Raw genomic sequence first — 22772 nt, forward strand, 5'->3', positions numbered from 1 at the left:
TAGCGGTCTGCGTCAATTTTGCCCCGGTGCCCAGCCGGTACGCACATACCGCACGGCTCAGGGGATTCGGTCCAGCAGGCTGCGGGCGATCACGGTGACCAGCTCCCGGTCGTAGGTGATCGCGAGATCGAAGCGACGCTCCGGTTCGGGCACCGAGCCGGTGGTGTCCTGCTCGCGGGCGATCAGCGCCGCGCAGTGGTGCGGCCCGAGGATGAGCACGATCCACTGCGCGCACAACGGATCGTCGGCTTTCAGGTCCACTCCCCGGATGCCGGATCCCAGATCCTCGGGCAGGCCCCGACCGAAGATGGCGACCAACGCCGAGGACGACGCCAGCTCGCTGTAGCGCGCGCTGGTCGACGCCGTGAAGTGTTGTGCCAGCTGCAGTGAGGCCATCACCATCGGCGGATCGGTCGCATGCCGCGCCTGGGCCTCGATGTGCCGGGAGAACGGAATCAGGGTGGCCTTGCGCGCCGTCCGCACCAGCAGCCTTCCCGCCACCACGTCGAACGGCGAGTCGCCGGCCGGCTGCACCGGGTGCTTCATCGGCGGAGGCGACCACGACACCGGCGCCGGCTCGGTCAACGGCCCGGGCCTGCCGAACTTGTAGCCCTGGCCGAGGCTGGCGCCGAGCGCCAGCGCCTGCTCGAGGTGCTCGTCGGATTCGATGCCCTCGGCGAGCAGCACCGCCCCGGTGCGTTCGGTATGGGCCAGCACGGCGGCCAGGATGTGCGCCTGGGCGTCGGTGGGGTGTGACTGCACCAGGTGGACATCGAGTTTGACGATGTCCGGGCAGATCACGTCGAGCAACGCCAGCGAATCAGGATGGGCACCAATGTCGTCGAGGGCGATGCCGAACCCGTCCGCGCGCAGGCCGGCCACCTTCTGCAGCAATGCCCGGGGGTGTTTCAGCAGGCTGCGTTCGGTCAGCTCGAAAATCACCCGCAGCTCGTCGTGTGCGCGGTCCAGAAGGGGGCTCTCGGCGCGGTTGAGGTGCGTTCCGAGCGGTTCGCAGTTGAGCGCGAGCACGGTGCCCTGCGGTAGCTCCCGGCGCAGCGCGTTGTCGATCGCGGCTTCGATGCACATCTTTTCCAGTCCGCCGAGGCTGCCGGTGGCCGCGGCACGTGCGAACACCGCCTCCGGGTCGGGATCGCCGAGCGCAGGCCAGCGCGTCAGGGCCTCGAAACCGACCACCGAGCCGTCCGCGAGTGCGGTGATGGGCTGGAAGGCGGGGTCCAGGCCGACACCGGACACGGCGGCGTCCAGAGTGGCGACCTCGTCGCCGTGCGGACCGCTCGGCGCAGTGGGCGACACATCATCCCCTTGCGCTAGTACGCGTGACGCCGACCGGAGTCCACTCGCCCCGCATGCGCCTCGATGGCAAACATAGTCCGACCCGCTGGGCACCACGCCGCGTTCGACGAAGGTGGGCGGATCACCTGCCGGAAACGAAAAATCCGCCCCGGCCGGAGCCGGAACGGATTTTCGAGAACGTGGAGCTAAGGGGATTCGAACCCCTGACCCCCACACTGCCAGTGTGGTGCGCTACCAACTGCGCCATAGCCCCGTTTGTTGTGCTGTTGAAAGGTACACCACTGCCCCGCACAGGTTCAAAACAGCTGGTCAGGGCACCTCGCCACCGGCCTCTGGGCCGAGCGGGCGGGCCGGGGTGTGCTCGGCCGGCGGCCGGCCCCTGGTCTCGGGGGCGAACGCCCAGCCCACCGCGGCGAACAGCAGGATCGCGCCGCTGATCACGAACGCCCAGGAGAACGAGAAGTACTGCGCGATCAACCCCACCAGCAGCGAACCACCGATCGAGCCGACGTCGGCCATCATCTGGAACGTCGCCACCGCGGTGCCACCGCGCGCCTTGCTGCCGATGATGTCGGCGACCGCGGCCTGCTGCGGCGAGACGAAGATCCCGGTGGCCGCGCCGGCGACGTAGGCCGCGACCAGGAACACCGGCATCGACGTGGTGAAGCCCACCAGCGCGGTGGACACCGCGGCCAGCGTCAGCCCGAAGATCAGCAGCTTGCGCCGCCCCAGCCTGTCCGACAGATAGCCGCTGGGGATGACGACGGAGATGTTGCCCACCGCGAACGCCGTCAGCGCCAGACCCGCCGCGCCCGGCCCGCGACCGAGCACCTCCACGATGAACAGCGGCACCAGCGCGATCCGCAGGCCGAACGACGCCCACCCGGTGGCGAAGTTGGAGAGCAGGGCCGCCTTGTAGGCGCGGTGGGCGAACACGGTACGGAACGGCACCGGCGGCGCCTCGTCCTCGTCCGACCGGCCGCCGATGGTGGATCGCCGCAGGCTGATGAACACCACGGCCGCGGCGACCAGCAGCGCGGCCCCGTAGATCAGGAACGGCGCGGACAGACCGAACCCCACGGTCAGGCTGCCCAGGATGGGCCCGCCGACCGATCCGATCATGAACCCCGAGGAGAACAATCCGGCCACCCGCCCGCGCGCGTCGGGCGGCGAGATGCGGATCATCAGGCCCAGTGAGGACACCGTGAACATCGCCGACCCTAGGCCACCAAGGGAGCGGAACAGCAGCAGCTGCCAGTAGCTGTCGGCCAGCGCGCAGGCGCCCGTCGACACGGCCACGATGATCAGGCCGCTGATGTACACCCGGCGTTCCCCGAGCCGCTGGACCAGGAAACCGGCCGGCGGCGCACCGACCAGGCGCATCACCGCGAAGGCGGTGATGACGAACGTGGCCGCGGCGATGCTGACACCGAAATGGCGGGCGTATTGCGGCAGCACCGGGGCCACCACGCCGTAACCGAGCGCGACCACGACATTCGCGGCGACCAGCACCCAGACTTCGCGCGGCAGGCGGCGCTTGGATTCAGTCGGACAGTCGCCCTCCGCAACAGAGCTCACCCGATGACTGTATTCACCACTTCCCTGGCGGCTTCCTGCACCTCGGCCAAGTGCTCGGCTCCCAGATAAGATTCGGCGTAGATCTTGTAGACGTCCTCGGTACCCGAGGGCCGCGCGGCGAACCAGGCGTTCTCGGTGGTGACCTTCAGCCCGCCCAGGCCCGCGCCGTTGCCGGGTGCGGTGGTGAGTTTGGCGGTGATGGGCTCGCCGGCCAGCTCGGTGGCGCTCACCTGTTCGGGTGACAGCTTGGCCAGCCGGGCCTTCTGTTCGCGATCGGCCGGGGCGTCGATGCGCGCGTAGGTGGGTGCGCCGTACGTGTCGGCCAGTTCGGCGTAGCGCTGCGACGGGGTGGACCCGGTGACCGCGAGGATCTCCGAGGCCAGCAACGCCAGGATGATGCCGTCCTTGTCGGTGGTCCAGGTCGAGCCGTCGGTGCGCAGGAAGGATGCGCCCGCGCTCTCCTCGCCGCCGAAACCGATTGTCCCGCCGATCAACCCGTCGACGAACCATTTGAAGCCGACGGGCACCTCGACCAGTTCGCGGCCCAGCCCGCCGACCACCCGGTCGATGATCGAACTGCTCACCGCGGTTTTGCCGACCGCGGTGCTGCCGGGCCAGTTCGGGCGATGGGTGAACAGGTAGTCGATGGCGACCGCCAGGTAGTGGTTCGGGTTCATCAACCCGCCGTCGGGGGTGACGATGCCGTGCCGGTCGGAGTCCGCGTCATTGCCGGTGGCGATCTGGTAGTCGCCGATCTTGCCGATGAGCGAGGCCATCGCGTTCGGGGAGCTGCAGTCCATCCGGATCTTGCCGTCGGTGTCCAGCGTCATGAACCGCCACGTCGCGTCGACCAGCGGGTTCACCACCGTGAGATCCAGTTTGTGCGTCTCGGCGATCGCGGCCCAGTAGTCGACGCTGGCGCCGCCGAGCGGGTCTGCCCCGATGCGCACCCCCTGGGCGCGGATGACATGGAGATCGACGACGTTCGGCAGGTCCGCGACGTAGGCGTTGAGGTAGTCGTGGCGCTGCGCGACCTGCAGGGCGCGCGAGAGCGGGACCCGCTTCACCGCCCGGATACCTTCGCGCAGAATCTCATTGGCGCGTTTGGCGATGACGCTGGTGGCGTCGGTGTCTGCGGGTCCGCCGTTGGGCGGGTTGTACTTGAAGCCGCCGTCGCGCGGCGGGTTGTGCGACGGGGTGACGACGATGCCGTCGGCCAGGTCGGTGTCGCGGCCCCGGTTGAAGGTGAGGATGGCGTGGCTGACCGCCGGGGTCGGGGTGTAGCGGTCGGCGGCGTCGATCATCGCCACCACGTCGTTGGCGGCGAGCACCTCCAGCGCGGAGGCCCAGGCCGGCTCGCTCAGGGCATGGGTGTCCCGGCCGATGAACAACGGACCCGTGGTGCCCTGGGCGGCGCGGTATTCCACGATGGCCTGGGTGGTGGCCAGGATGTGCGCCTCGTTGAAGGCGCCGTCCAGTGCGGAGCCGCGGTGCCCGGACGTCCCGAACACCACCTGCTGGGCGACGTCGTCGGGATCGGGCTGCACCGTGTAATAGGCGGTGACCAGATGTGCGAGGTCGACGAGATCTTCGGGCTGTGCCGGCTGCCCGGCTCGCGGATTGGCCACCATGACTCCATCCTTGCCTACCCGCGGCGCCGGTGTCTCGTCCTAGGTGCAAGCCCGTTGCAAGTTCGTCGCAAGTGGGCCGTTACAAGGTTGCCGGCATGAACAACTCCGCACGATCAGCCCAACCCGCCGGTAACGTCCGCCGTCCCGCCGATCCGGATCCCGACCTGAGCGGGATCACCCTCACCCACCGCGCGATGGTCACCGACACCCGCCGGCTGGCCGAACTGACCGCCGCCGTCGCGCAGCGTCGACTGCCGTGCGGGCCCAAGCGGGCCAAGGCGGTCGCCCGCTACGTCGAGCTGATGTGTGAGTCGATCCACCATCACCACACCATGGAAGACGATGTGCTGTGGCCGGTCATCGAGGCCTCGGCCGGCGATTTCATCGACCTGACCGAACTGACCGAGGACCACGCCGCGCTGGATCCGCGGCTGGACCGGCTGCGGGTGCACGCCGCGGCCTTCGGGCGGTCCGCCGATCCGGAGATGGCCCGGCCGCTGGCCGCCGGCCTGGCCGATCTGCACCGGCTGCTGGAAGCCCACATCGCCGACGAGGAACGTGACCTGTTCCCGGTGATCCGCCGGTACGTCTCGCTCAAGGACTGGCAATCCATCGAGAAGGCGGCCCGGCGCACGGGACGGTTGTCCTTCGAGGGGCCGCGCATCCTGGGGGTGGCCACCGACGTCGAGCGCGCGACGCTGGCCGCCGGTGTGCCGGGACCGCTGATGTTGCTGCTGCGCTACCTCGCGGCCCGGCACCGCCGCTTCGAGCGCGCGGTCTTCGGCTGAGACACCCGCTGTAGCCCGGCGAAACTCGCGTACCCGGGGTAAATCCGCCCGCGGGAACCACGGGTACGCGGGTTTCGCCGCGCCAAAGCTCAGTCGATCAACGCCTGGGCCGCCGTGCGCAGCCGCTCGGTCAGCTCGGCGGCGGCCCGCCGGTAGCGCGCCGCAGCCGCGGTGTCGCCGGTGGCCTCCGCGACAGCGGCCAGCGCGGCGTCCACCGGCCCGGTCAGCAGCGTCCCGTTGTCCAGGCCCGCGAAGCGCCCGGAGTACGGCAGCAACTCCGCGGCGGTGGCGGTCGCGACCGCGAGATCGCCCATCGCGACGGCCGCATGAGCCCGTAAGGTGGCCATCGCGACGAAGTAGAAGGACCGCTCTATGGGGATGCGCTCCGCCCAGATCTGCTGGGCCTCTTCGACTCTGCCCGCCTGATGCAGTGCGATGGCGGCGCCGTCGGCGATGATCTTGGACACGAAGCGGTGCACGGCGACCAGGTCGTCGGCCATCGGGGCGAGGCTGCCGCGCACCAGGTTGGCGCTCACCCGGCCCACGATGCCGATGTGCGCCCCGTTGGCGACGCCGTATTCGGCCAGCTTCGCCGAGACCGCGATATAGCCCCGCTCCCCCTCGTCGGTCCGGCCGGCCAATACGGCCAACTGCGCGCCGAAGACGTCGAGCACTCCCAGCAGGAATCCGAGCTGGCCGGTGCCCGCCCGCGCCACCGCCTGATCGGCGTGCGCGGCCGCACCCGCCAGATCCGAACGCGCGGAGGCGTCCAGGAACGCGAACCAGTGCGCCACCGCCTGGTAGTCGATGGCGTCATAGGCCTCGGCCACCGAGAGCAGTTCGGCGACAATGCTTTCACGCTCATGGGCCAGGTCGGGCCCCAGGGAGGCGAAGGCCCGCACGTTGAGCGCGGCACACAGCAGCCGCTGGTTGCCGGCCGGGTGCTGCGCGTGCACGGCCCGGGCCAGCCGCAGCGCCTCTTCGGCGGCGGCCAGTGCCGAATCGTGGTCCACCCCCTCCAATTCGGTGAACAGGGTCAGCAGCAGCCGGGCGCGCACCTGCGGGGGCTGTTCGCGGCCCAGCACCCGGCGTAGCGGGTCGACGATGGCGTGATCGATGAGGTCGCCGTCGCGCACCCGCCACACCAGCGGGCTGTCGGACGCGGTGAGCGCCTGCACCGCCAACACGTCGTGATCGCCGACGGCAACCATGGTGTGGTGCAGCTCTTCGCGCGATCCGATCGCATCACCGGCCTGAGCCAGCGCGGCGATCAGACCGCACCGCGCGGGCACCGCCGACGCGTGGTCCGCGCCGGAGAGTTCGAACATGCCCACCGCGGCCCGCCACTGCCTGGCGGCCTCCACCGGCGCACCGACCCCGTCGGCCTCCCTCGCGGCCTTCATCGCGAAACCCGCCGCCTCGGCGGCGGTCTCGGTAGTGGCGGCGGCCACGGCGTGGTAGGCCAGCGATGCCGCGTCGCCATGGCCGGATGCACGTAACAGGTCCAGCGCCGCGGCATGCAGCCGGGACCGGCGCAGCACGGACGTATCTTCGTAGAGGGTGTCCCGGATCAGGTTGTGCGCGAACCTGATCCGCCCGGGAGCCGGCTCGTCGAGCAGCCCGGTGAGCACCGCGGGTTCCAGCGCGTCGAGTAGTTCGTCGTCATCGCTGCGGGCCAGTTCGCCCAGCAGGGTGATATCGACCTCGCGGCCCAGCACCGCCGCCTGGCGCAGCGCGGTCGCGGTCTGCGGTGGCAGCCGGGCCAGCCTGCGCCGGACCACATCCCCGACCCCGGCGGGAATCCCGCCGTGCGCGGCGTCCACACCTTCGGCGACCATCAGCCGGGCCAGCTCACGGACGAACAACGGGTTGCCGCCGGTGCGTTCCCGCAACAGCCGCAACGTTTCCCGGGTCACCGCGGGCAGCCCGCAATCGGTGGCCAACGCGGTCAGCGCCGCATCGTCCAGACCGGACAGGGTCAGATGTGCGGCGGTGTGGTTGGCCAGCGCGGCGCGGGCCTGACCCAGTTCGGCCCCGGATTCCGAGGGCCGGTAGGTGCCGATGACGAGCACCCGGCCAGCCCCGAGCCGATCCGCGGTCAGCCGCAACAGCTCCAGCGTCAGCCCGTCGGTGCGGTGCAGGTCGTCGAGCACGATGAGCAGAGGTGCCCGCTCGGCGGCCTGGCCGAGCACCTCGGCCAGCGCGTGCGCGATCCAGAACACCGTGCCCTCGGCGGTCTGCTCGGAGACGGCCCGGCCGTCGTGCAGCAGCGGCGCCAGCGCCGCAGACTGCCGCGGTGGCAATGTGGCGGTGAAGGTTTCGAGGACCTCGGTCCACGCCCAGCCCGGTGGCGCGCCGTCGACCTCGGGACTGCGCCCGGCGACCACCGTCCAGCCGGCCTTGCGCAGCCGGGTCGCTGCCGCCTCGACCACGGTGGTCTTGCCGGCACCGGCCTCACCGCCGATCCACACCACCCGCAGCCCGCCGCGCACCGCGGCGGCGGCCGCCGCGTCGATGGCGGCCAGTTCGTCGGCGCGCCCGCGGGTGGCACTGGCATCGGGCACGTCAGGTGGCGCCGACACCGGTGCCGGCGCCACCGCGATGGGGTCCAGGTGATCGGCGTGGCGCAGGATGTCGCGTTCCAGATCCCGCAGCGCCCGTCCGGGTTCCAGTCCGAGCTCGTCGGTGAGGTAGCTGGTGGTGCGGCGCAAGACGTCCAGGGCCGCCGTCTGGTGACCGGAGCGGTACCGCGCGACCGCCAGCAGGCAGGCGGCGGCCTCGCGGTCCGGGTGATCACGCACGTGCGGTTCCAGCACCCGGGCCACCACACCGTGCTGTCCCAGGGCGGACTGCGCCGCGGCGTGCGCCTCGGTGACGGACAGCCGCAGTTCGGCCAGGCGCGCCACTTCGGGGGCCGCCCACAGCGCGTCGCGGACCTCGACGTAGGGATCACCGGTCCACGCGGCGACCAGATCCTCCAGCAGCGCCGCCCGCTGCTGCGGGTCGCTGCATTGCTCGGCCGCGGCGATCCCGGACTCCAACGACCACACATCGACGGCCTCGTCGGGCAGCCGCAGGCAGTACCCGGGCGCGGCACTGACGATCACCCGGGCCGCAGCCCGACGTTCGCGGCCGGGTTCCAGCACCCGGCGCAGATGAGAGATGTAGGCCTGCAGCGCCGCCAGTGCCTTCGGCGGTGGCTCACCGGCCCAGAGGTCCTCGATCAGCCGGTCCACCGACACCACGTCGCCGTGCGCGAGGACCAGGCGCACCAGCACCGACCGCTGTTTGGGCCCGGCCAGATCGACCGGCTGCCCGTCCACCCACGCCCGGACCGGACCGAGTACGGAGATCCGCACCTGAAGGAGATCCTGCGCCGTCATGGTGTGCCGACCCTATCGGTCCCGCCGCCGGGCTACATACTTTGCGGTGTGGCGATCACCGACCGGCGTGAACTGGCCGCGGTGTTCCTCGGCGGCGCGCTGGGAACGCTGGCGCGGGCCGCGCTCAGCCACGTCCTCGCGGTGCCGCCGGGGCACTGGCCGTGGGCGACGTTCCTCGTCAACATCGCCGGGGCCGCGCTGCTCGGATACTTCACCACCCGGCTGCTGGAACGGCTGCCCGCCTCGGGGTATCGCCGCCCGCTGCTGGGCACCGGGTTGTGCGGCGGCCTGACCACCTTCTCCACCATGCAGGTCGAGGTGCTGGTGATGCTGGAGCACGGGCACCACGCACTGGCCGCCGCCTACACCGTGGTGAGTATCGGGCTCGGCCTGCTGGCGGTGCAGGCGACCACGGCGCTGGTCAGGCGGGTCCGGGTCCGGTGAACACAGCGGTGGTGTGGGCGGGTGTGATGCTGCTCGGCGGGGTCGGCGCGGTGTGCCGGCTGCTGGTGGACCGGGCGGTGTCGGCCCGGTTCAGGGTCGCGGGCGGTTTCCCGGTGGGCACGCTCGCGGTGAACGTCAGCGGCGCGTGGCTGCTCGGCTTCCTCGGCGCACTGACCCTGCCACCGCACGCCGCGCTGCTGGCCGGCACCGCGTTCGTCGGCGCCTATACGACGTTCTCCACCTGGATGCTGGAAACCCAGCGGCTCGGCGAGGAACGCCAAGGACGGACGGCTGCGGCCAATATCGTGCTGTCCGTCGCGCTGGGACTGGCGGGGGCCTGGCTCGGCCAGCTGATCGGGCGGGCACTGTGAGTGCCGAACTGCTGAAGCTGACCGCCTACTTCGGTGAGCGGCTGCGCGGTGCGCACGGGTTCGTGGCCGACGAAATGCTGGACCTGTTCGGCACCGAGCAGGTGGCCGACAGCGTGGTGCTGCGCGGGATCGGCGGGTTTCGGGGCGAGCGGAGCGACGGGGAAAGTCATCGTCCCAGTCATCGGTTGCGCACCGACCGGTCGCTATCGGCGTCCGAGGATCTACCGGTGGCGCTGGTCGCGGTGGACACCGCCGACCGCATCGCCGCCCTGGCGCCCCCGGTGGTGGCCGCCATTTCCCGCGGCATCGTCACCCTGGAACGGGCCGGGACCGGGGTTCACGGTTCCGGCTCGGCCAAGCTCACCGTCTACACCGGTCGTCAGACCCGGATCGGCGGCCGCCCGGCGTACCGGGAGATCTGCGCGATGCTGCACCGGCTCGGATTTGCCGGCGCGGCAGTGTTTCTCGGGGTGGACGGCACCGAACGCGGCGCGCGCCGACGGGCTCGGTTCTTCAGCACCAACACCGAGGTGCCGGTGATGATCATCGCGTCCGGTACCGACGAGCAGGTGACGGCGGCGTTGCCGGGTCTCCGTGACCTGTTGCCCGCCGCGACGATGACGGTGGAACGCATTCAGGTGTGTAAGCGCGACGGGCAGCTGCTGGCCCGGCCCGCCGCGCTCGCCGCCACCGACGCCGACGGCCTGCCGCTGTGGCAGAAACTCACCGTCCACACCTCCGAGGGCACCCGGCGCGACGGCGTCCCGATCCACCGCGCGATCCTCGACGTGCTGCGCGCCGAGCGGGCCGCCGGCGGCGCCACCGTGCTGCGCGGGATCTGGGGCTTTCACGGAGCACATGCGCCGCACGGCGACCGACTTTTTCAACTCGGACGTGAGGTCCCCGTCACAACCGTCGTCGTCGACACCCCGGAGCGGATCGCTGCGTGCTTCGACCTGATCGACCCGCTGACCGGCGTGCATGGCCTGATCACCAGTGAAGTTGTGCCCGCTCTCGTCTCGATTGACGGCGGCGTAAGGAGGGGCGGCACCGCCCTCGCCCACCCGGCGGACTGAGGCCACGTTCGGTAAGCCTACCCTGAGTAAATTCTCAGGTGTAGGGTCGCCGAACATGGAAATGTCACAGCCCGAAGCGGTCAATCCGGAGCTCCTGGCCATCCTGCGCGACGATCTCAACATCGACGTCAGCCGGGTCTCGCGCGACTCCCGACTGGTCGACGATGTCGGCATGGATTCGGTGGCCTTCGCCGTCGGCATGGTCGCCATCGAGGACCGCTTGGGCGCGGCACTTTCCGAGGAAGATCTGCTCAGCTGCGAGACCCTCGGCGACCTGGAAAAGGTGGTGCTGGCCAAGCTGCCCGCGGATCAGGCCAACGCGTGACCGCGGCGCCATGGGTTCTGGCGCAGGCGCTTTCGGAGGCGATGACGTCCTCGGACCGCTCGCTGTCGGTGCTCGACACCGACGCCGGCACCTGGAACCGTCACCCGTGGGGCGAAATTCACGCGCGCGCCGAGAACGTCGCTGCGCGCATCTGTGATGACGGCGCGTCCGCGATCGGCCTGGTCGGCGATCCCACCGCGGAGTTCATCTCCGCCATCCCCGGGGCCTTCCTGGCCGGTGCCGCCGTCTCGATCCTGCCCGGGCCGGTGCGCGGCGCCGACCCGAAGCGCTGGGCGCGCGCCACCCTGGAGCGCTTCGACCGCGTCGGGGTGCGCACCGTGTTCAGCCACGGCTCTCATCTGCGTGAGCTGGCCGGCGCCGAGAGCGCCGTCGCGGTGCACGATGTCGGTGCGGTCGCGCACGCGCAGCGCTCCACCACCCACGCCGGAATGGTGACCGGCACCGGTGCGGCCGTGCTGCAGGGCACCGCGGGCTCCACCGGAACCCCACGCACAGCGCAACTCTCGCCCGAGGCCGTGCTGGCCAACATCGGTGCGCTGGTGCAGCGCGTCGGGGTCACCGACGCCGACTGCGGCCATTCCTGGCTGCCGCTCTACCACGACATGGGCCTGTCCTTCGTGCTCACGATGGCGCTGGCGGGCGGGGACCTGTGGCAGGCACCGACATCGGCGTTCTCCTCCTCCCCGTTCGGCTGGATCAAATGGCTCACCGAGAGCCGCGCCTCGCTGACCGCCGCGCCGAACATGGCCTACAACATCGTCGGCAAGTACGCCGGGCTGGTCAGCGAGGCCGACTTCTCCCATCTGCGTTTCGCACTCAACGGTGGTGAACCCGTCGACTGCGACGGCAGCCGGCTGTTCGCCGAGAAGATGGCCACGTTCGGACTCGACCCCGGCGCGCTGGCCCCGTCCTACGGCCTGGCCGAATCGAACTGTGCGGTGGCGGTTCCCGGGCCCGGCCACGGACTGCAGGTCGACGAGATCCACATCGTCACCGATGCCGGCGGCTACATCCGCAAGCATGCCGTGCTGGGAGAGGCCATCCCCGGCATGGAGATCCGCATCGCACCCAACGAGCGGTTCGCCGGCGATGTGTCCGACCGCGAGGTCGGCGAGGTGGAGATCCGTGGCACCTCGATGATGAGCGGTTATCTCGGCGAGGACGCGGTCGACCGCGAAAGCTGGTTCCCCACCGGGGATATCGGCTACTTCCTGGACGGCAGCTTGGTGATCTGCGGGCGGGCCAAGGAAATCATCACCGTCGCCGGGCGCAACATCTTCCCGACCGAGATCGAGACGGTGGCCGCCCAGGTCGAGGGCGTCCGGGCCGGTGCCGTCGTTGCCGTCGGCACCGATGGGCCTGCCACCCGTCCCGGCCTGGTGATCGCCGCCGAATTCAAGGGTGCCGACGAACCGGCCGCTCGCACCGCACTGGTCGAGCTGATCGCCTCCGAATGCGGCGTCGTGCCTGCCGAAGTCGTCTTCATGCGGCCCGGATCGCTGCCGCGGACATCCTCGGGCAAGCTGCGCCGGCTCGAAGTCAAACGCAACCTGGAGGGCGCGGGACAGTGACCGCCACCATCGACACCGCCGAACCGACCTCGCTGGCGGACTTCCAGGAACTGCTGAGCCGGGTCTTCGACGACCGGGTTCGGGCCTGGACCGCCGAAGCCGAGCGCACCGGGAAGTTCCCCCGCGAGCTCATCGAATACCTGGGCGCCGAAGGGGTTTTCACCGCCAAGTGGGGCGACTCACAGCATCCCGACGTGGCCAAGGTGATCGCGCTGGCGCTGGAGTTGGGCAAGCTGGGGTCGGCCGGTATCGCCGTCGGGGTCAGCCTGCACGACTCGGCCATCGCGCTGCTGCGCCGGTTCGGCCGCTCCGAGCATCTGAAGGACATCACCGAGAAGGCCATCCGCGGCGAGGTCGTGCTGTGCGTCGGCGCCTCGGAGGAGTCCGGCGGATCGGACCTGCAGATCGTCGAGACCAAGGTGCGTTCGGTGCGCGACGGATTCGAGGTCAAGGGCATCAAGAAGTTCGTCTCGCTGTCCCCCATCGCCGATTACGTGATGGCGGTGGCCCGCAACGTGGACAACGACCCGCACAGCAGGCACGGCAATGTCGTCGTCATCGCCGTCCCCCTGCATGATCCGGGTGTGCAGGTGCAGCAGCCGTACAACAAGGTCGGAGCCGGACCGCTGGACACCGCCGCGGTGCACATCGACACCTGGGTGCCCGCCGACGCACTGGTGGCCAGGGCGGGTATCGGCCTGGCCGCCATCTCCTGGGGGTTGGCCCACGAGCGCATGTCGGTGGCGGGCCAGATCGCCGGCAGCTGTCAGCGGGTGCTGGGAATCACGTTGGCCCGCATGATGACACGCAGTCAGTTCGGCCGCACGCTGTACGAACATCAGGCGCTGCGGATGCGGATGGCCGACCTGCAGGCGCGAGTGGACATGCTGCGCCACGCGCTCACCGGGATCGCCGTCGGCGGGAAACTCGACCTGCGCACCGCCGCCGCCATGAAGGTGTGTGCGGCCCGCCTGGGCGAGGAAGTGGTCTCCGAATGCATGCACATCTTCGGTGGCACAGGCTATTTGGTCGACGAGACGCCACTGGGCCAGTGGTGGCGGGATATGAAGCTGGCACGCATCGGCGGCGGCACCGATGAGGTGCTGTGGGAACTCGTCGCGGCCGCGATGAAGCCGGATTACGACGGCTACGAAGAGATGATGGGCGCCGCTACCTAGCGCCTACTTGTGCGCCGGGATGTCCTCGGGCGTACGTGGAAAGACATACAGCGCCATCTTCCGATTGGCCATCTGGTGCTCACCGAGGAACGTGCAGCCCACGTATTCGACGAGCCGGCGCGCACCGATGTTGCGGTGGTCGGGATCGAACATGATGCGCCGGCATTCGGGTTCGAGGTCGAACATGTCCTTCATCAGCCGGGGCAGCATCAGCGGCGCGATCCCCCGGTTCACCAGTTTGGTGTCCGCGATGGCGGCGTGCATGCCGAGGTCGTAGGGGTCGGCGTCATACCGGGTGGCGATGGAATCCTTTGCCGCGCGGTACAGCTCGACATAGCCGATGTCCTCGCCCTTGCGGCTGGTGAGGAACGGACGGGAAAACGCACCCGCGAGTTGGGCCTTGAGGTAGAGCCGCCAACGCTCCGGCGGCCAGGCGTACTCCCAGGCCTCCGCGAGGTGCGGGAGGTTCATCCACTCCGAGATCAGCTCGGCATCGGTGTCCGGGTCGACAAGTCGCGCGGCGTACGGCGCGGCGATGTCGGGGATCTGCGGCGGGCCGACCAGACGCACCGCATCCGGGATGTCGGTGAGCTCGCGCGGAAGAATCGGCAGTGCCTCGTCAATGTCGATCATTTGATATGCGACCCTACCTAACCGCCCGAAGTTGGAGTGTCCTACGCCAGCTCGGCGGCGTGCGCCCTGAGATGGCTCTCAGGTGTACCCCACCGCGAAGGTTTCCAATCTCCGCGGGAGCATCATAGGTACATGACGCGCGACCACGTCGAGGAACTACGCCGCTGGGAAGACTCCGGCGCGCACTGGCAGGTGGTGGCCCGGTCAGCTGATCGGCTGACCATTGCGCTGCTGCGGTGCGACGGCGGCGAGGAGGTCGAACGGCTCGTCTCCGATGACCCCGCGCTGCTGGCCTTCGTCGGTGTGCGGGATCGCTCCGACGACTGAGCCCTGACACTTAGAGTGTCTTACTGTGCAGACCCCGTTCGCCGACGCCGAGCCGGCCGACTCCGCCGAGGAGCAGGAGAACGCCGCGGCGCTCGGGGCGGACCTGCCCTCCGGCGAACCGGCGCTGGCCCTGCAGAAGATGGAGAACCGGCTGGTCCGGCTGAACCTGGCGCACCCGGACGTGCTCAGCGCCGAGCAGGTACGCAAGCTGCGCTACCTGCTCAATTTCGCCAAGCTGGCCGACTTCGAGCCGGGTGCGGCCGGCCCCGCCGGATCCCGCGGCCGCGGCGACGTCTCGGTCGGCGCAGAGCAGAGTGCCTGGCAGGCCCGGGTGGCCGACGCCCTGCACGGACCGCTACGCAAGGAGAAGCACGGCGTCACCGCGCTGAAAGCGGCGCGGGATCTGCTGGCCACGCTGGCCGCCGACCAGGAGACTCAACGGCGCGTCCTTGCGCAGCGCCACGCCAGTGACTTCTCCCTGGCAGAACTGGACGCGGAGGTCGGGCACAAGAAGCTGGTCACCGTGCTCGGCGGCGGTGGCGGCGCGGGCTTCGTCTACATCGGCGGAATGCAGCGCCTGCTGGAAGCCGGTCAGGTGCCCGACTACATGATCGGCTCGTCCATCGGGTCGGTGATCGGTTCGGTGCTGGCCCGGACCCTGCCCGTGCCGATCGAGGAATACGTGGCGTGGGCGAAATCGGTGTCCTACCGGTCGATCCTCGGTCCCGAACAGCTGCGCCGCAGGCACGGGCTCACCGGGGTGTTCTCGCTGCGCTTCGACCAGTTCGCGCACGCCCTGTTCACCCGCCCCGACGGCGAGCAGATGCGGATGTCGGATCTGGGGATCCCGTTCGACGCGGTGATCGCCGGGGTGCGCAGGCAACCGTTCGCTGCGCTGCCGGCCAAGTTCCGTCACCAGGAGCTGGCCGTGCTGAAGCTGCGCACCCTGCCGTTCCTGCCGATCGGGCTCGGGCCGGAGGTGGCGGCCCGGCTGTGGCAGGCCGCCGCGTTCATCGATTCGCGGGTGGTCAAGGCGGTCGTGGTCGGCGGCGACGAGCTGACCCGCGACTTCAATGTCGTTGACGCCGCCTCGTTCTCGTCGGCCATTCCCGGCGTGCTGCACCATGAGACGCGGGATCCGCGGATGATCCCCATCCTGGATGCGGTGCTGGCGGCCAACGATGTCGCGGCCATCGTCGACGGCGGGACGGCCAGCAATGTGCCGGTGGAGCTGGCGTGGAAACGGATCCGGGACGGCCGGCTGGGTACCCGCAACGCCTGCTATCTGGCCTTCGACTGCTTCCACCCGCAGTGGGATCCGCGGCATCTGTGGCTGGCCCCGATCGCGCAGGCCATCCAGCTGCAGATGGTGCGCAACCTGCCGTACTCCGATCACATCGTCCGGTTCTCGCCCACCCTGTCGCCGGTCAATCTGGCGCCGTCGCGGGGTTCCATCGACCGGGCCTGCGCCTGGGGACACAGGCGGGCCGACAAGGCCATCCCGATCACCTCGGCTCTGCTGCAACCGATCTGGTGGGAGGAAGCCGCCCCGGCGGGCACACCCGGGCATGCCACGGCATCGGTGGCATCGCCGATGAGCGAGGTGCTCTCCGGGGTTACCCGGCCGCGCAACCGATTCGGGCGCTGGCGCAACCGCTACATCACCTAGAGGTCGCTCGCGTCGTCGGGTACGTCGACGGCGTGCTCGGCGAGGGCCTCCAGCGGGACGACCTGCAGGGTGCTCTCGTGGGTGGACGCCATCACCACCGGTGCCGCGCAGCCGTCGTGGTAGGCGCGCAGCCAGTTGACCGCGGTGACGCACCAGCGGTCCCCCGGTGCCAGGCCGGGGAACCGGTACTGCGGCATCGGTGTGCTCAGATCGTTGCCGATGGAGCGCTGGTGTTCCAGGAAATCGGCGGTGACCACCGCGCAGATGGTGTGCAGGCCCGCGTCTTCGGGGCCCGTCGAGCAGCAGCCGTCGCGGTAGAAGCCGGTCACCGGATCGGTGCCGCACGGTTCCAGTGGTCCGCCGAGCACATTCAGTTCGGGTTCGTCGGGCATGGACCCATCATGCTCCAAGCGGTCACAGGCCGTTGACCGGTGCCCCGTTCAGCAGGATCGAGATCAATCGATAGGAGGATGCCGGCACGTTCGCATACCACGCGGCCAGCGGGCCGGCTTGCTGCAGCGTCAGGTTGCTGAACACGATGTTGCTGAACGTGCCCCCGTTCTCGGTGATCATCCCGAAGATCCGGCCCGCGCTCACCGGGGTGTTGCGCACGGTCAGATTGGTGATCGTCACATCGTCGAGGCGGGTGCCGGCGTTGCCGGCGTAGAGCAGGATCGCGCCGTGCACGGTCGCCGGGTTGGTGTTGGCGTTCGTGACGGTGCCGCCGTTGATCCGCACGCCGTTGACACCGTGGGTGTTGTAACTCCATTCGGAGGCGACGTAGATGCCCGCCGAGTCGGTGTTGGACACGGTGATGTTGTTGTAGGTGATGTTCTGCCCACCGACCACGGAAATGCCTCGGCCCCAGACGGTTCCGTTGACGGTGGGGTTGTTGATGGTGATGTTCCGGCTGATCGCGGCGTCGGGGAGGTAGGACACCACCGCGACACCGTCGTCGCCGGTCCATTCGGTGTACGGGTTGTTGACCACGCCGTCGTGGGAGCCGTTGGTCATGTGGATGCCGTCGGCGCGGGACCGGATGACGCGGACGTCGTTGAGCTCGAAATAGCCTGAGCCGTCGACGTATATCCCGGCTCCGGCCGAGCCGTTGATGACCACGTTGGTCACCGTGACGTGGTCGGCCATGATGACCAGCTTGTGGTGCTGAGGGGCGTAGTAGCGCGGGCCGGTCAAGGCGGCCCCGAGGGTGATGTCTTTCAGGGTGACGTTGTCGGCGAGGATCTGCACCGAGGAGGTGTTGTCGTTGGTGGCGTAGAGGGTGGCGCCGTTGCCGATGATGGTGACGCCGGGAACCCGGATGGTCAGCACCCCGGAATGCTGGTAGGTCTGCGGTGCCAGGGTCAGGGTGTCGCCGGGGCGCAGCGCGTCGAACATGGACTGCAGCAGCGAGGTGCTGTCGCCGGGCACCGTGGTCTGGCCCGGCGTGATCGGCACGGTGACCGTCACGGTGCCGGTGGCCGTCCCGTCACCGGCGCGCACGCTGAATGTCACGGTGCTCGCGGCCCGCGCGGCGGCGTTCCGGGCCGCCTGGGTGGGGGTAAAGGTATATGTGCCTGCGGAGTTGATGCTCAGGGTGCCGTTGGCCGGCGGGGTGAGGACGGTGTAGGTCAGCGGGTCACCATCGGCGTCGGTGAAGTTGAGGTTGCCGCTGACGGCGCCGGTCTGCGCGTTCGGTGTCCCCACGGTCGGGGTGCCCGCGGTGGGTGCGGTGTTGCCGCGCACGATGGTCAGGGTGCGCAGCGCGTTGTCGGCCATATCGGTGAGGTAGATCTGGCGGCCGTCGGGGCTCAGCGCGAGGCGGTGTGATCCGGACTCCGGTGCCGGATCGCCGGCGACGGTGCTGATGACGGTACGGGTGGCGGTGTCGATCACCGAGATCGTGTCGCGGCCGTTGGCCACGTACAGCACGCTGCCGTCGGGGCCGAGCGCCACACCCATCGGCTGGGCGCCGACGGTGATGGTGCCGACGAGCGGGGCGGCCGTGGCCGGGTTGAGCACCGAGACGGTGCCGCTGCCGTAGTTGGTGACGTACACCCGGCTGCCGTCCGCAGAGACCGTGAGATCGGAGGGGTTGGCGCCCACCGCAATCGGGGCGCGGACGGCCGTGTTGGTGGTGGTGTCGATCACCGAGACGCTGCCGCTGCCCCAGTTGGCCACGTAGAGCCGGTTGCCCGCGACGACGATGCCGCGCGGCTGGGAGCCGACGGCCACGGTGGCGATCACCTTGGGGGTGGCGCTCGTGTCGATGACCGACACGGTGTTCTTCCCGCTGTTGGTGACGTAGGCGCGCTGTCCGTTGGCCGAGATCTCGATGCCGTAGATCTGGCCGCCGTTGGTGGCGACCTTGTGCAGCACGGTGTTGGTGGCGGTGTTGATCACCGAGACTGCGTTGCTGCCGCCGACGTAGAGGCGGGTGCCGTCGGGGCTGAGCGCCAACGCTTTCGGCTCGCTGACCACCTTGATGGTGCTCGACGCGCCGGTGGCCCGGTCGATCACCGAGACCGTGTTGCTGCCGGCATTGCTGACATAGATCTTGGTGGACGAGACCACGACGCTGGTCGGATACGCGCCCACACCCTTGGTGGTGGGTGCCGAGAGCGCCGATGGCAGCACCGGAACCGTGACGGTCACGGTGGTGACGTTCACGCCGTCGCTGACCGCGACCGAGAAGCTGTCGACATCCGGGCCCGCCGTGACGCCGGCGGCCAGTCGGGCCGCCGCCGTCGGGGTGTAGGTGTAGGCGCCGGTGGCCCTGTTCACCACCACGGTGCCCTTGGCCGGGGTCACGCCGGACACGGTGTAGATCAACGGGATCGACTCGGGGTCCGTCCCGTTGATGGCGCCGGTGACCGCCCCGGTGGTCTGGTCCGGGCTCTGCTGGGTCGGTGACGCGGAGGGCGCGCCATCGGGGAGCGCCGCCGCGAGCGCGAAGGTCTCCTCGGACTGCTTGCGGGTCCAGGCCAGCAGCGCCCAGGCCGCCGGGATCTCGTCGGGCAGATCGGGGATGCCATCGGCCGATGGCGCGATGGCCACTTCCTCCGTGGTGGTCGGTGCCGCAATCTCGGGCGGCTGCGCGACCTCCGGAACGGGTTGCGGTTCAGCGCTGCTGACCGCCGCGGGGGCGGCGACCGGCGGGGCCGCGGGTTCGGGGTCTTTCGGTGTCGGCTCGACGCTGCGGATGCCGGGTTCGGCGTCGGCCGGGGCCTCGATCGTGGCCCGCGGGGTCAGCGCCGTCGGTTCGTCGCGGCCGCGGCAGGTCGCGCAGCCGGTGCCGCGGACGGTGCGGGGGCGGACCGTCGCGGTCTTGGGAGCCTGCTTGGCGCCGGGCCGCGTAGCCGGTTTCGGTTCGGGCGCCTGGTTCTCCGGTGCCGGGGCGGACTCGGCGGGACTCGATGACTCGGTGCCGGTGGAATCCGGGTCCGCCGAAGCCGTGGCCGGGCTGATGCCATATCCGATACCGAGCGCCACTGCCAGCACTCCGATACGACCGATGTACTTTGCGTAATCCATTGCCATGGCTCGGCCCGTCCGCTTCTCGAGAACGTGTGCTATTCGATTATCGACTTCGCGATCATGTCGTCTTTATTGCCGGATTGTGTGCCATTTCAATGAATTCGATGCAAACTCGCTGGCTGAAACCCCTGACTTCGCTTGAGGACTCGCCGCCCGCCCAATACAAGAGTTTGCTGAAATTGAAGAATGGTACGGAGTGTGCCGCATAACTATGCCGCCTAGGCGATTAGCCAGAATTGCCGATCACTGTGCCATTCATCAATGGCGGCTTGCTTTCACCGTGCCCGGTAATACAGTGACCCCATGGTGTTGATGTTCATGGTGCGGATCATCGACGTGGTGGTGCGCGCGGTGCGGCTGATGGCGAGCGGCTCGGCCGCCGGCATCGCGCTGCTGGTGTTGGTCGTCGTGCTGTTCGCCGCGGGCGCCGTCTCGGTCGTCGCGCTCGGAGCCTGGCTGCTCGCCACGATGCAGAACAACCACGGCTGGATGGACGCGGTGCTGCCCTGCGCACTCGGTGGCACCTGCCCCGCGTGGTGAGTGAGCGCTAGACCCACGACCCCCGGTGCAGCACACCGGTGACGGCGAGGTCCTCATCGAGGGCCACCAGGTCTGCGGTGGCCCCGGCCGTCAGCTCGTTCGCCGGGAGCCCGAGGGACCGGGCCGGGTTGATCGAGGATTGGGCGACCGCCTGCAGCAGTGCCGCATCGCGGTCCAGCCCGCTGTGCTGCACGGCGAACCGGAACACCCGGTCCATGGTGGCGGTGCTGCCGGCGATGGTGTCGGTGCCTGCTACCCGCGCCACCCCGTCGACGACGTCCACCCCGAGCGGGCCCAGTTCGTAGCGTCCGTCCGACATACCGGTGGCGGCCATGGCGTCGGTGATCAGCGAGACACGCTGCGTGCCAACGCTTTGGGTGACGAACCGGTAGATTGCCGGGTCGATGTGCACGCCGTCGGTGATCAGCTCGACGGTCACCCGGGGGTCCTCCAGCAGCGCGATGACCGGGCCCGGTTCGCGACGGTCGATCGGGCGCATCGCATTGAACAGGTGGGTGCCGACGGTGGCACCCGCGTCGATGGCCGACCGCGCCTGCGCATAGCTGGCTTCGGTGTGCCCGACCGCGGCCACCACCCCGGCGGCGGTGAGTTGGGCGATGGCCGCGAGCGCGCCGTCGCGTTCAGGGGCCAGCGTCACCATCGTCACGGCGCCGTCGGCGGCGGCGAGTACCCGGTCGATCTCGGCGGGATCCGGGTCACGCATGAGGGCGGGCTGGTGTGCCCCGCACCGGTGCACCGACAGCCACGGGCCTTCCAGATGGATACCGGCCAGCACCCCAGACCGGACGTCGGCGGCCAAACTGCGCACCTGCTGCAGCAATTCGTCGGGGGCGGCGGTCACCAGCGAGGCGATCAGCGTGGTGGTGCCGTGCCTGCGGTGCAACGCGGCCGCGGTCGCGGTCTCCTGCACCGAGGCGGCGGAGAAGTTCGCGCCACCGCCGCCGTGCAGGTGGGTGTCGACGAACCCGGGCACCACGATGCCCAGCTCATGATCCGGGCGGCCCGGGGGCGCCCCGGCACCGACGGCGCGGATCGTGCCGTCGGCGACGTCAATCCAGCCGGGCCGCAACAGATCCGCGCCCGTCAGCAGGGTGTCGGCGGCCAGCAGCACTCAGATGCCCTGCCAGTCGGGTTTGGAGCGGTGCGTCTCGCGGTAGTAGTCGGCCAGCTGCAGCCGCCGGGCCGCGGCGTCGTCGAGCAGCACCGTCACGTGCGGGTGATGTTGCAGCACCGATCCCGGCCACATCGCACTCACCGCACCCTCGACGAGGTGGTGCACCGCTTCGGCCTTCTGCCGGCCGGTGGCCACCAGCACGACATGGCGGGCATCGAGGATGGTGGCCAGCCCCTGGGTCAGGCAGTGGGTGGGCACCGCGTCGATATCGTCGTCGAAGAAGCGGGCGTTGTCCGAACGGGTCTGCGCGGTCAGGGTTTTGATGCGGGTGCGCGAGGCCAGCGACGAGCCGGGTTCGTTGAAACCGATATGCCCGTCGGTGCCGATCCCGAGGATCTGCAGGTCGATGCCGCCGGCCGCCCGGATGGACCCCTCGTAGGCGATGCAGGCGGCCGGGATGTCGGCGGCCAGGCCGTCGGGGCCCTGCACCGCGCCGGGCGCGAAATCCACCCGGGACACGAACACGTTGTCGATGACGTTGCGGTAGCGCTCGGGATGCTCGGCCGGCAGGCCCACGTATTCGTCGAGGGTGAAGCCGCGGACCTGGCTGAACGAGATCTGCCCTGCCGCACAACGGGTCACGAGTTCGTCGTAGATCGCCAGCGGGGATGACCCGGTGGCCAGGCCGAGCACCGCGTCGGGCTTGCGGTGCAGTAGCGCAGTGATCGCGTCGGCGGCCACGGTGCCGATCTCGGGCGGGCCCGCAAGGATGATGACCTCCATCAGCGACTCGCCACGAACAGCTCGTCGCCGGACGCGATGGGCGCGTCGAGCGCCGCGGTCACCGAGATGTTGGCCGGTTCACGTTCGTCCATCACCACCACCGGCACGATCGGATCGAGTCCCTTGGCGACGATGGCCGGGACGTCGAAGGTGATCACCGGCTGTCCGGCGCTGACCTGCTCCCCCTGCTGCAGGTGCGTGGTGAAGCCCTCGCCGTCGAGCGCGACGGTGTCCAGTCCGAGGTGCACCAGCACGCCGACATTGTCGGGGGTCAGCACGACGAAGGCGTGCGGCATCAGCTTGAGCAGTCGGCCGCTGACCGGCGCGACGGCGGTGATGACTTCGCGCGGCGGGTCGATCGCGGCACCGTAACCCACCATGCCCTGGGCGAACACCGGGTCGGGGACATCGCCGAGGGCCACCGCGCGCCCGGTTACCGGGGCGATCACTGTCGTCGTCATGGTCCCAACA

At 69.8% G+C, this 22772-nt stretch carries 20 protein-coding genes and 1 tRNA gene; 10 read left to right on the top strand and 11 right to left on the bottom strand.

What is annotated here, in order from left to right; genetic code table 11:
- Positions 1 to 57: 57 nt before the first annotated feature.
- From ASE48_RS12595 to pgm, 4 genes are all read right to left on the bottom strand, one after another.
- A complete protein-coding gene (locus tag ASE48_RS12595; protein ID WP_235571107.1) occupies positions 58 to 1314 on the bottom strand; it encodes a sensor domain-containing phosphodiesterase in 1257 nt (418 codons plus the stop codon).
- 180 nt (positions 1315 to 1494) lie between these two features.
- Positions 1495 to 1567, bottom strand: a tRNA-Ala gene (locus ASE48_RS12600).
- Positions 1568 to 1623: 56 nt separating this feature from the next.
- Positions 1624 to 2892, bottom strand: coding sequence for an MFS transporter (locus tag ASE48_RS12605; protein ID WP_057167433.1), 1269 nt, complete (start codon positions 2890 to 2892; stop codon positions 1624 to 1626).
- A complete protein-coding gene (gene pgm / locus ASE48_RS12610) occupies positions 2889 to 4523 on the bottom strand; it encodes a phosphoglucomutase (alpha-D-glucose-1,6-bisphosphate-dependent) (RefSeq protein ID WP_057167434.1) in 1635 nt (544 codons plus the stop codon). Before pgm ends, ASE48_RS12605 begins: the two co-directional genes overlap by 4 nt.
- A gap of 95 nt (positions 4524 to 4618) precedes the next feature.
- On the opposite strand from pgm, the gene ASE48_RS12615 reads away from it, so the two are divergent.
- Positions 4619 to 5311, top strand: coding sequence for a hemerythrin domain-containing protein (locus ASE48_RS12615; RefSeq protein WP_057167741.1), 693 nt, complete (start codon positions 4619 to 4621; stop codon positions 5309 to 5311).
- 89 nt (positions 5312 to 5400) lie between these two features.
- Here ASE48_RS12615 and ASE48_RS12620 read toward each other — a convergent pair whose 3' ends face one another.
- Positions 5401 to 8694 carry a BTAD domain-containing putative transcriptional regulator gene (locus ASE48_RS12620; protein ID WP_057167435.1) on the bottom strand — a complete coding sequence of 1098 codons (3294 nt, stop codon included), beginning with the start codon at positions 8692 to 8694 and terminating at the stop codon, positions 5401 to 5403.
- Between the two features lie 48 nt (positions 8695 to 8742).
- On the opposite strand from ASE48_RS12620, the gene crcB (ASE48_RS12625) reads away from it, so the two are divergent.
- The 6 genes from crcB (ASE48_RS12625) to mbtN are packed head-to-tail and all read left to right on the top strand — an operon-like array spanning position 8743 to position 13680.
- On the top strand, positions 8743 to 9138 hold the full coding sequence (gene crcB, locus ASE48_RS12625; protein ID WP_057167436.1) for a fluoride efflux transporter CrcB: 396 nt from the start codon (positions 8743 to 8745) through the stop codon (positions 9136 to 9138).
- Positions 9135 to 9509, top strand: coding sequence for a fluoride efflux transporter CrcB (crcB, locus tag ASE48_RS12630; RefSeq protein WP_082614145.1), 375 nt, complete (start codon positions 9135 to 9137; stop codon positions 9507 to 9509). Before crcB (ASE48_RS12625) ends, crcB (ASE48_RS12630) begins: the two co-directional genes overlap by 4 nt.
- Positions 9506 to 10585 carry a DUF190 domain-containing protein gene (locus ASE48_RS12635; RefSeq protein ID WP_057167437.1) on the top strand — a complete coding sequence of 360 codons (1080 nt, stop codon included), beginning with the start codon at positions 9506 to 9508 and terminating at the stop codon, positions 10583 to 10585. The genes crcB (ASE48_RS12630) and ASE48_RS12635 overlap by 4 nt, the downstream gene beginning before the upstream one ends.
- Before the next feature lie 55 nt (positions 10586 to 10640).
- Positions 10641 to 10910 (top strand): acyl carrier protein, encoded by a 270-nt coding sequence (locus ASE48_RS12640; RefSeq protein WP_057167438.1) that lies wholly within the window; start codon positions 10641 to 10643, stop codon positions 10908 to 10910.
- Positions 10911 to 10927: 17 nt separating this feature from the next.
- Complete coding sequence (gene mbtM, locus ASE48_RS12645) at positions 10928 to 12502, top strand: long-chain-fatty acid--ACP ligase MbtM (RefSeq protein ID WP_156409199.1); 1575 nt, start codon at positions 10928 to 10930, stop codon at positions 12500 to 12502.
- Positions 12499 to 13680 carry a mycobactin biosynthesis acyl-ACP dehydrogenase MbtN gene (mbtN, locus tag ASE48_RS12650; RefSeq protein WP_057167440.1) on the top strand — a complete coding sequence of 394 codons (1182 nt, stop codon included), beginning with the start codon at positions 12499 to 12501 and terminating at the stop codon, positions 13678 to 13680. The genes mbtM and mbtN overlap by 4 nt, the downstream gene beginning before the upstream one ends.
- A gap of 3 nt (positions 13681 to 13683) precedes the next feature.
- Here mbtN and ASE48_RS12655 read toward each other — a convergent pair whose 3' ends face one another.
- Positions 13684 to 14313 (bottom strand): GNAT family N-acetyltransferase, encoded by a 630-nt coding sequence (locus tag ASE48_RS12655; protein ID WP_057167441.1) that lies wholly within the window; start codon positions 14311 to 14313, stop codon positions 13684 to 13686.
- A gap of 132 nt (positions 14314 to 14445) precedes the next feature.
- On the opposite strand from ASE48_RS12655, the gene ASE48_RS12660 reads away from it, so the two are divergent.
- Positions 14446 to 14640, top strand: coding sequence for a hypothetical protein (locus ASE48_RS12660; protein WP_057167442.1), 195 nt, complete (start codon positions 14446 to 14448; stop codon positions 14638 to 14640).
- 25 nt (positions 14641 to 14665) lie between these two features.
- The gene (locus ASE48_RS12665; RefSeq protein WP_057167443.1) at positions 14666 to 16309 is read left to right on the top strand and encodes a patatin-like phospholipase family protein; all 1644 of its coding nucleotides are present in this window, start codon (positions 14666 to 14668) and stop codon (positions 16307 to 16309) included.
- On the opposite strand, the gene ASE48_RS12670 is transcribed toward ASE48_RS12665, so the two are convergent.
- Entirely contained in the window at positions 16306 to 16701 is a 396-nt protein-coding gene (locus tag ASE48_RS12670; RefSeq protein ID WP_057167444.1) for a DUF2237 family protein, read from the bottom strand. The genes ASE48_RS12665 and ASE48_RS12670 overlap by 4 nt on opposite strands.
- A gap of 22 nt (positions 16702 to 16723) precedes the next feature.
- Positions 16724 to 19846, bottom strand: a complete 3123-nt coding sequence (locus tag ASE48_RS12675) for an Ig-like domain-containing protein (RefSeq protein ID WP_082614147.1) — start codon at positions 19844 to 19846, stop codon at positions 16724 to 16726.
- Positions 19847 to 20146: 300 nt separating this feature from the next.
- On the opposite strand from ASE48_RS12675, the gene ASE48_RS12680 reads away from it, so the two are divergent.
- Positions 20147 to 20383 (top strand): hypothetical protein, encoded by a 237-nt coding sequence (locus ASE48_RS12680; protein ID WP_057167446.1) that lies wholly within the window; start codon positions 20147 to 20149, stop codon positions 20381 to 20383.
- Positions 20384 to 20390: 7 nt separating this feature from the next.
- Here ASE48_RS12680 and nagA read toward each other — a convergent pair whose 3' ends face one another.
- Genes nagA through ASE48_RS12695 form a run of 3 tightly spaced genes read right to left on the bottom strand, consistent with a single transcriptional unit; the run spans position 20391 to position 22762 of the window.
- Positions 20391 to 21515 (bottom strand): N-acetylglucosamine-6-phosphate deacetylase, encoded by a 1125-nt coding sequence (nagA, locus tag ASE48_RS12685; protein WP_057167447.1) that lies wholly within the window; start codon positions 21513 to 21515, stop codon positions 20391 to 20393.
- Entirely contained in the window at positions 21516 to 22301 is a 786-nt protein-coding gene (gene nagB, locus ASE48_RS12690; RefSeq protein WP_057167448.1) for a glucosamine-6-phosphate deaminase, read from the bottom strand. It lies immediately after the preceding gene.
- Positions 22301 to 22762 carry a PTS sugar transporter subunit IIA gene (locus ASE48_RS12695; RefSeq protein ID WP_057167449.1) on the bottom strand — a complete coding sequence of 154 codons (462 nt, stop codon included), beginning with the start codon at positions 22760 to 22762 and terminating at the stop codon, positions 22301 to 22303. The genes nagB and ASE48_RS12695 overlap by 1 nt, the downstream gene beginning before the upstream one ends.
- Positions 22763 to 22772: the final 10 nt, after the last annotated feature.

It is taken from the genome of Mycobacterium sp. Root265, assembly GCF_001428895.1.
Taxonomy (GTDB): Bacteria; Actinomycetota; Actinomycetes; order Mycobacteriales; family Mycobacteriaceae; genus Mycobacterium.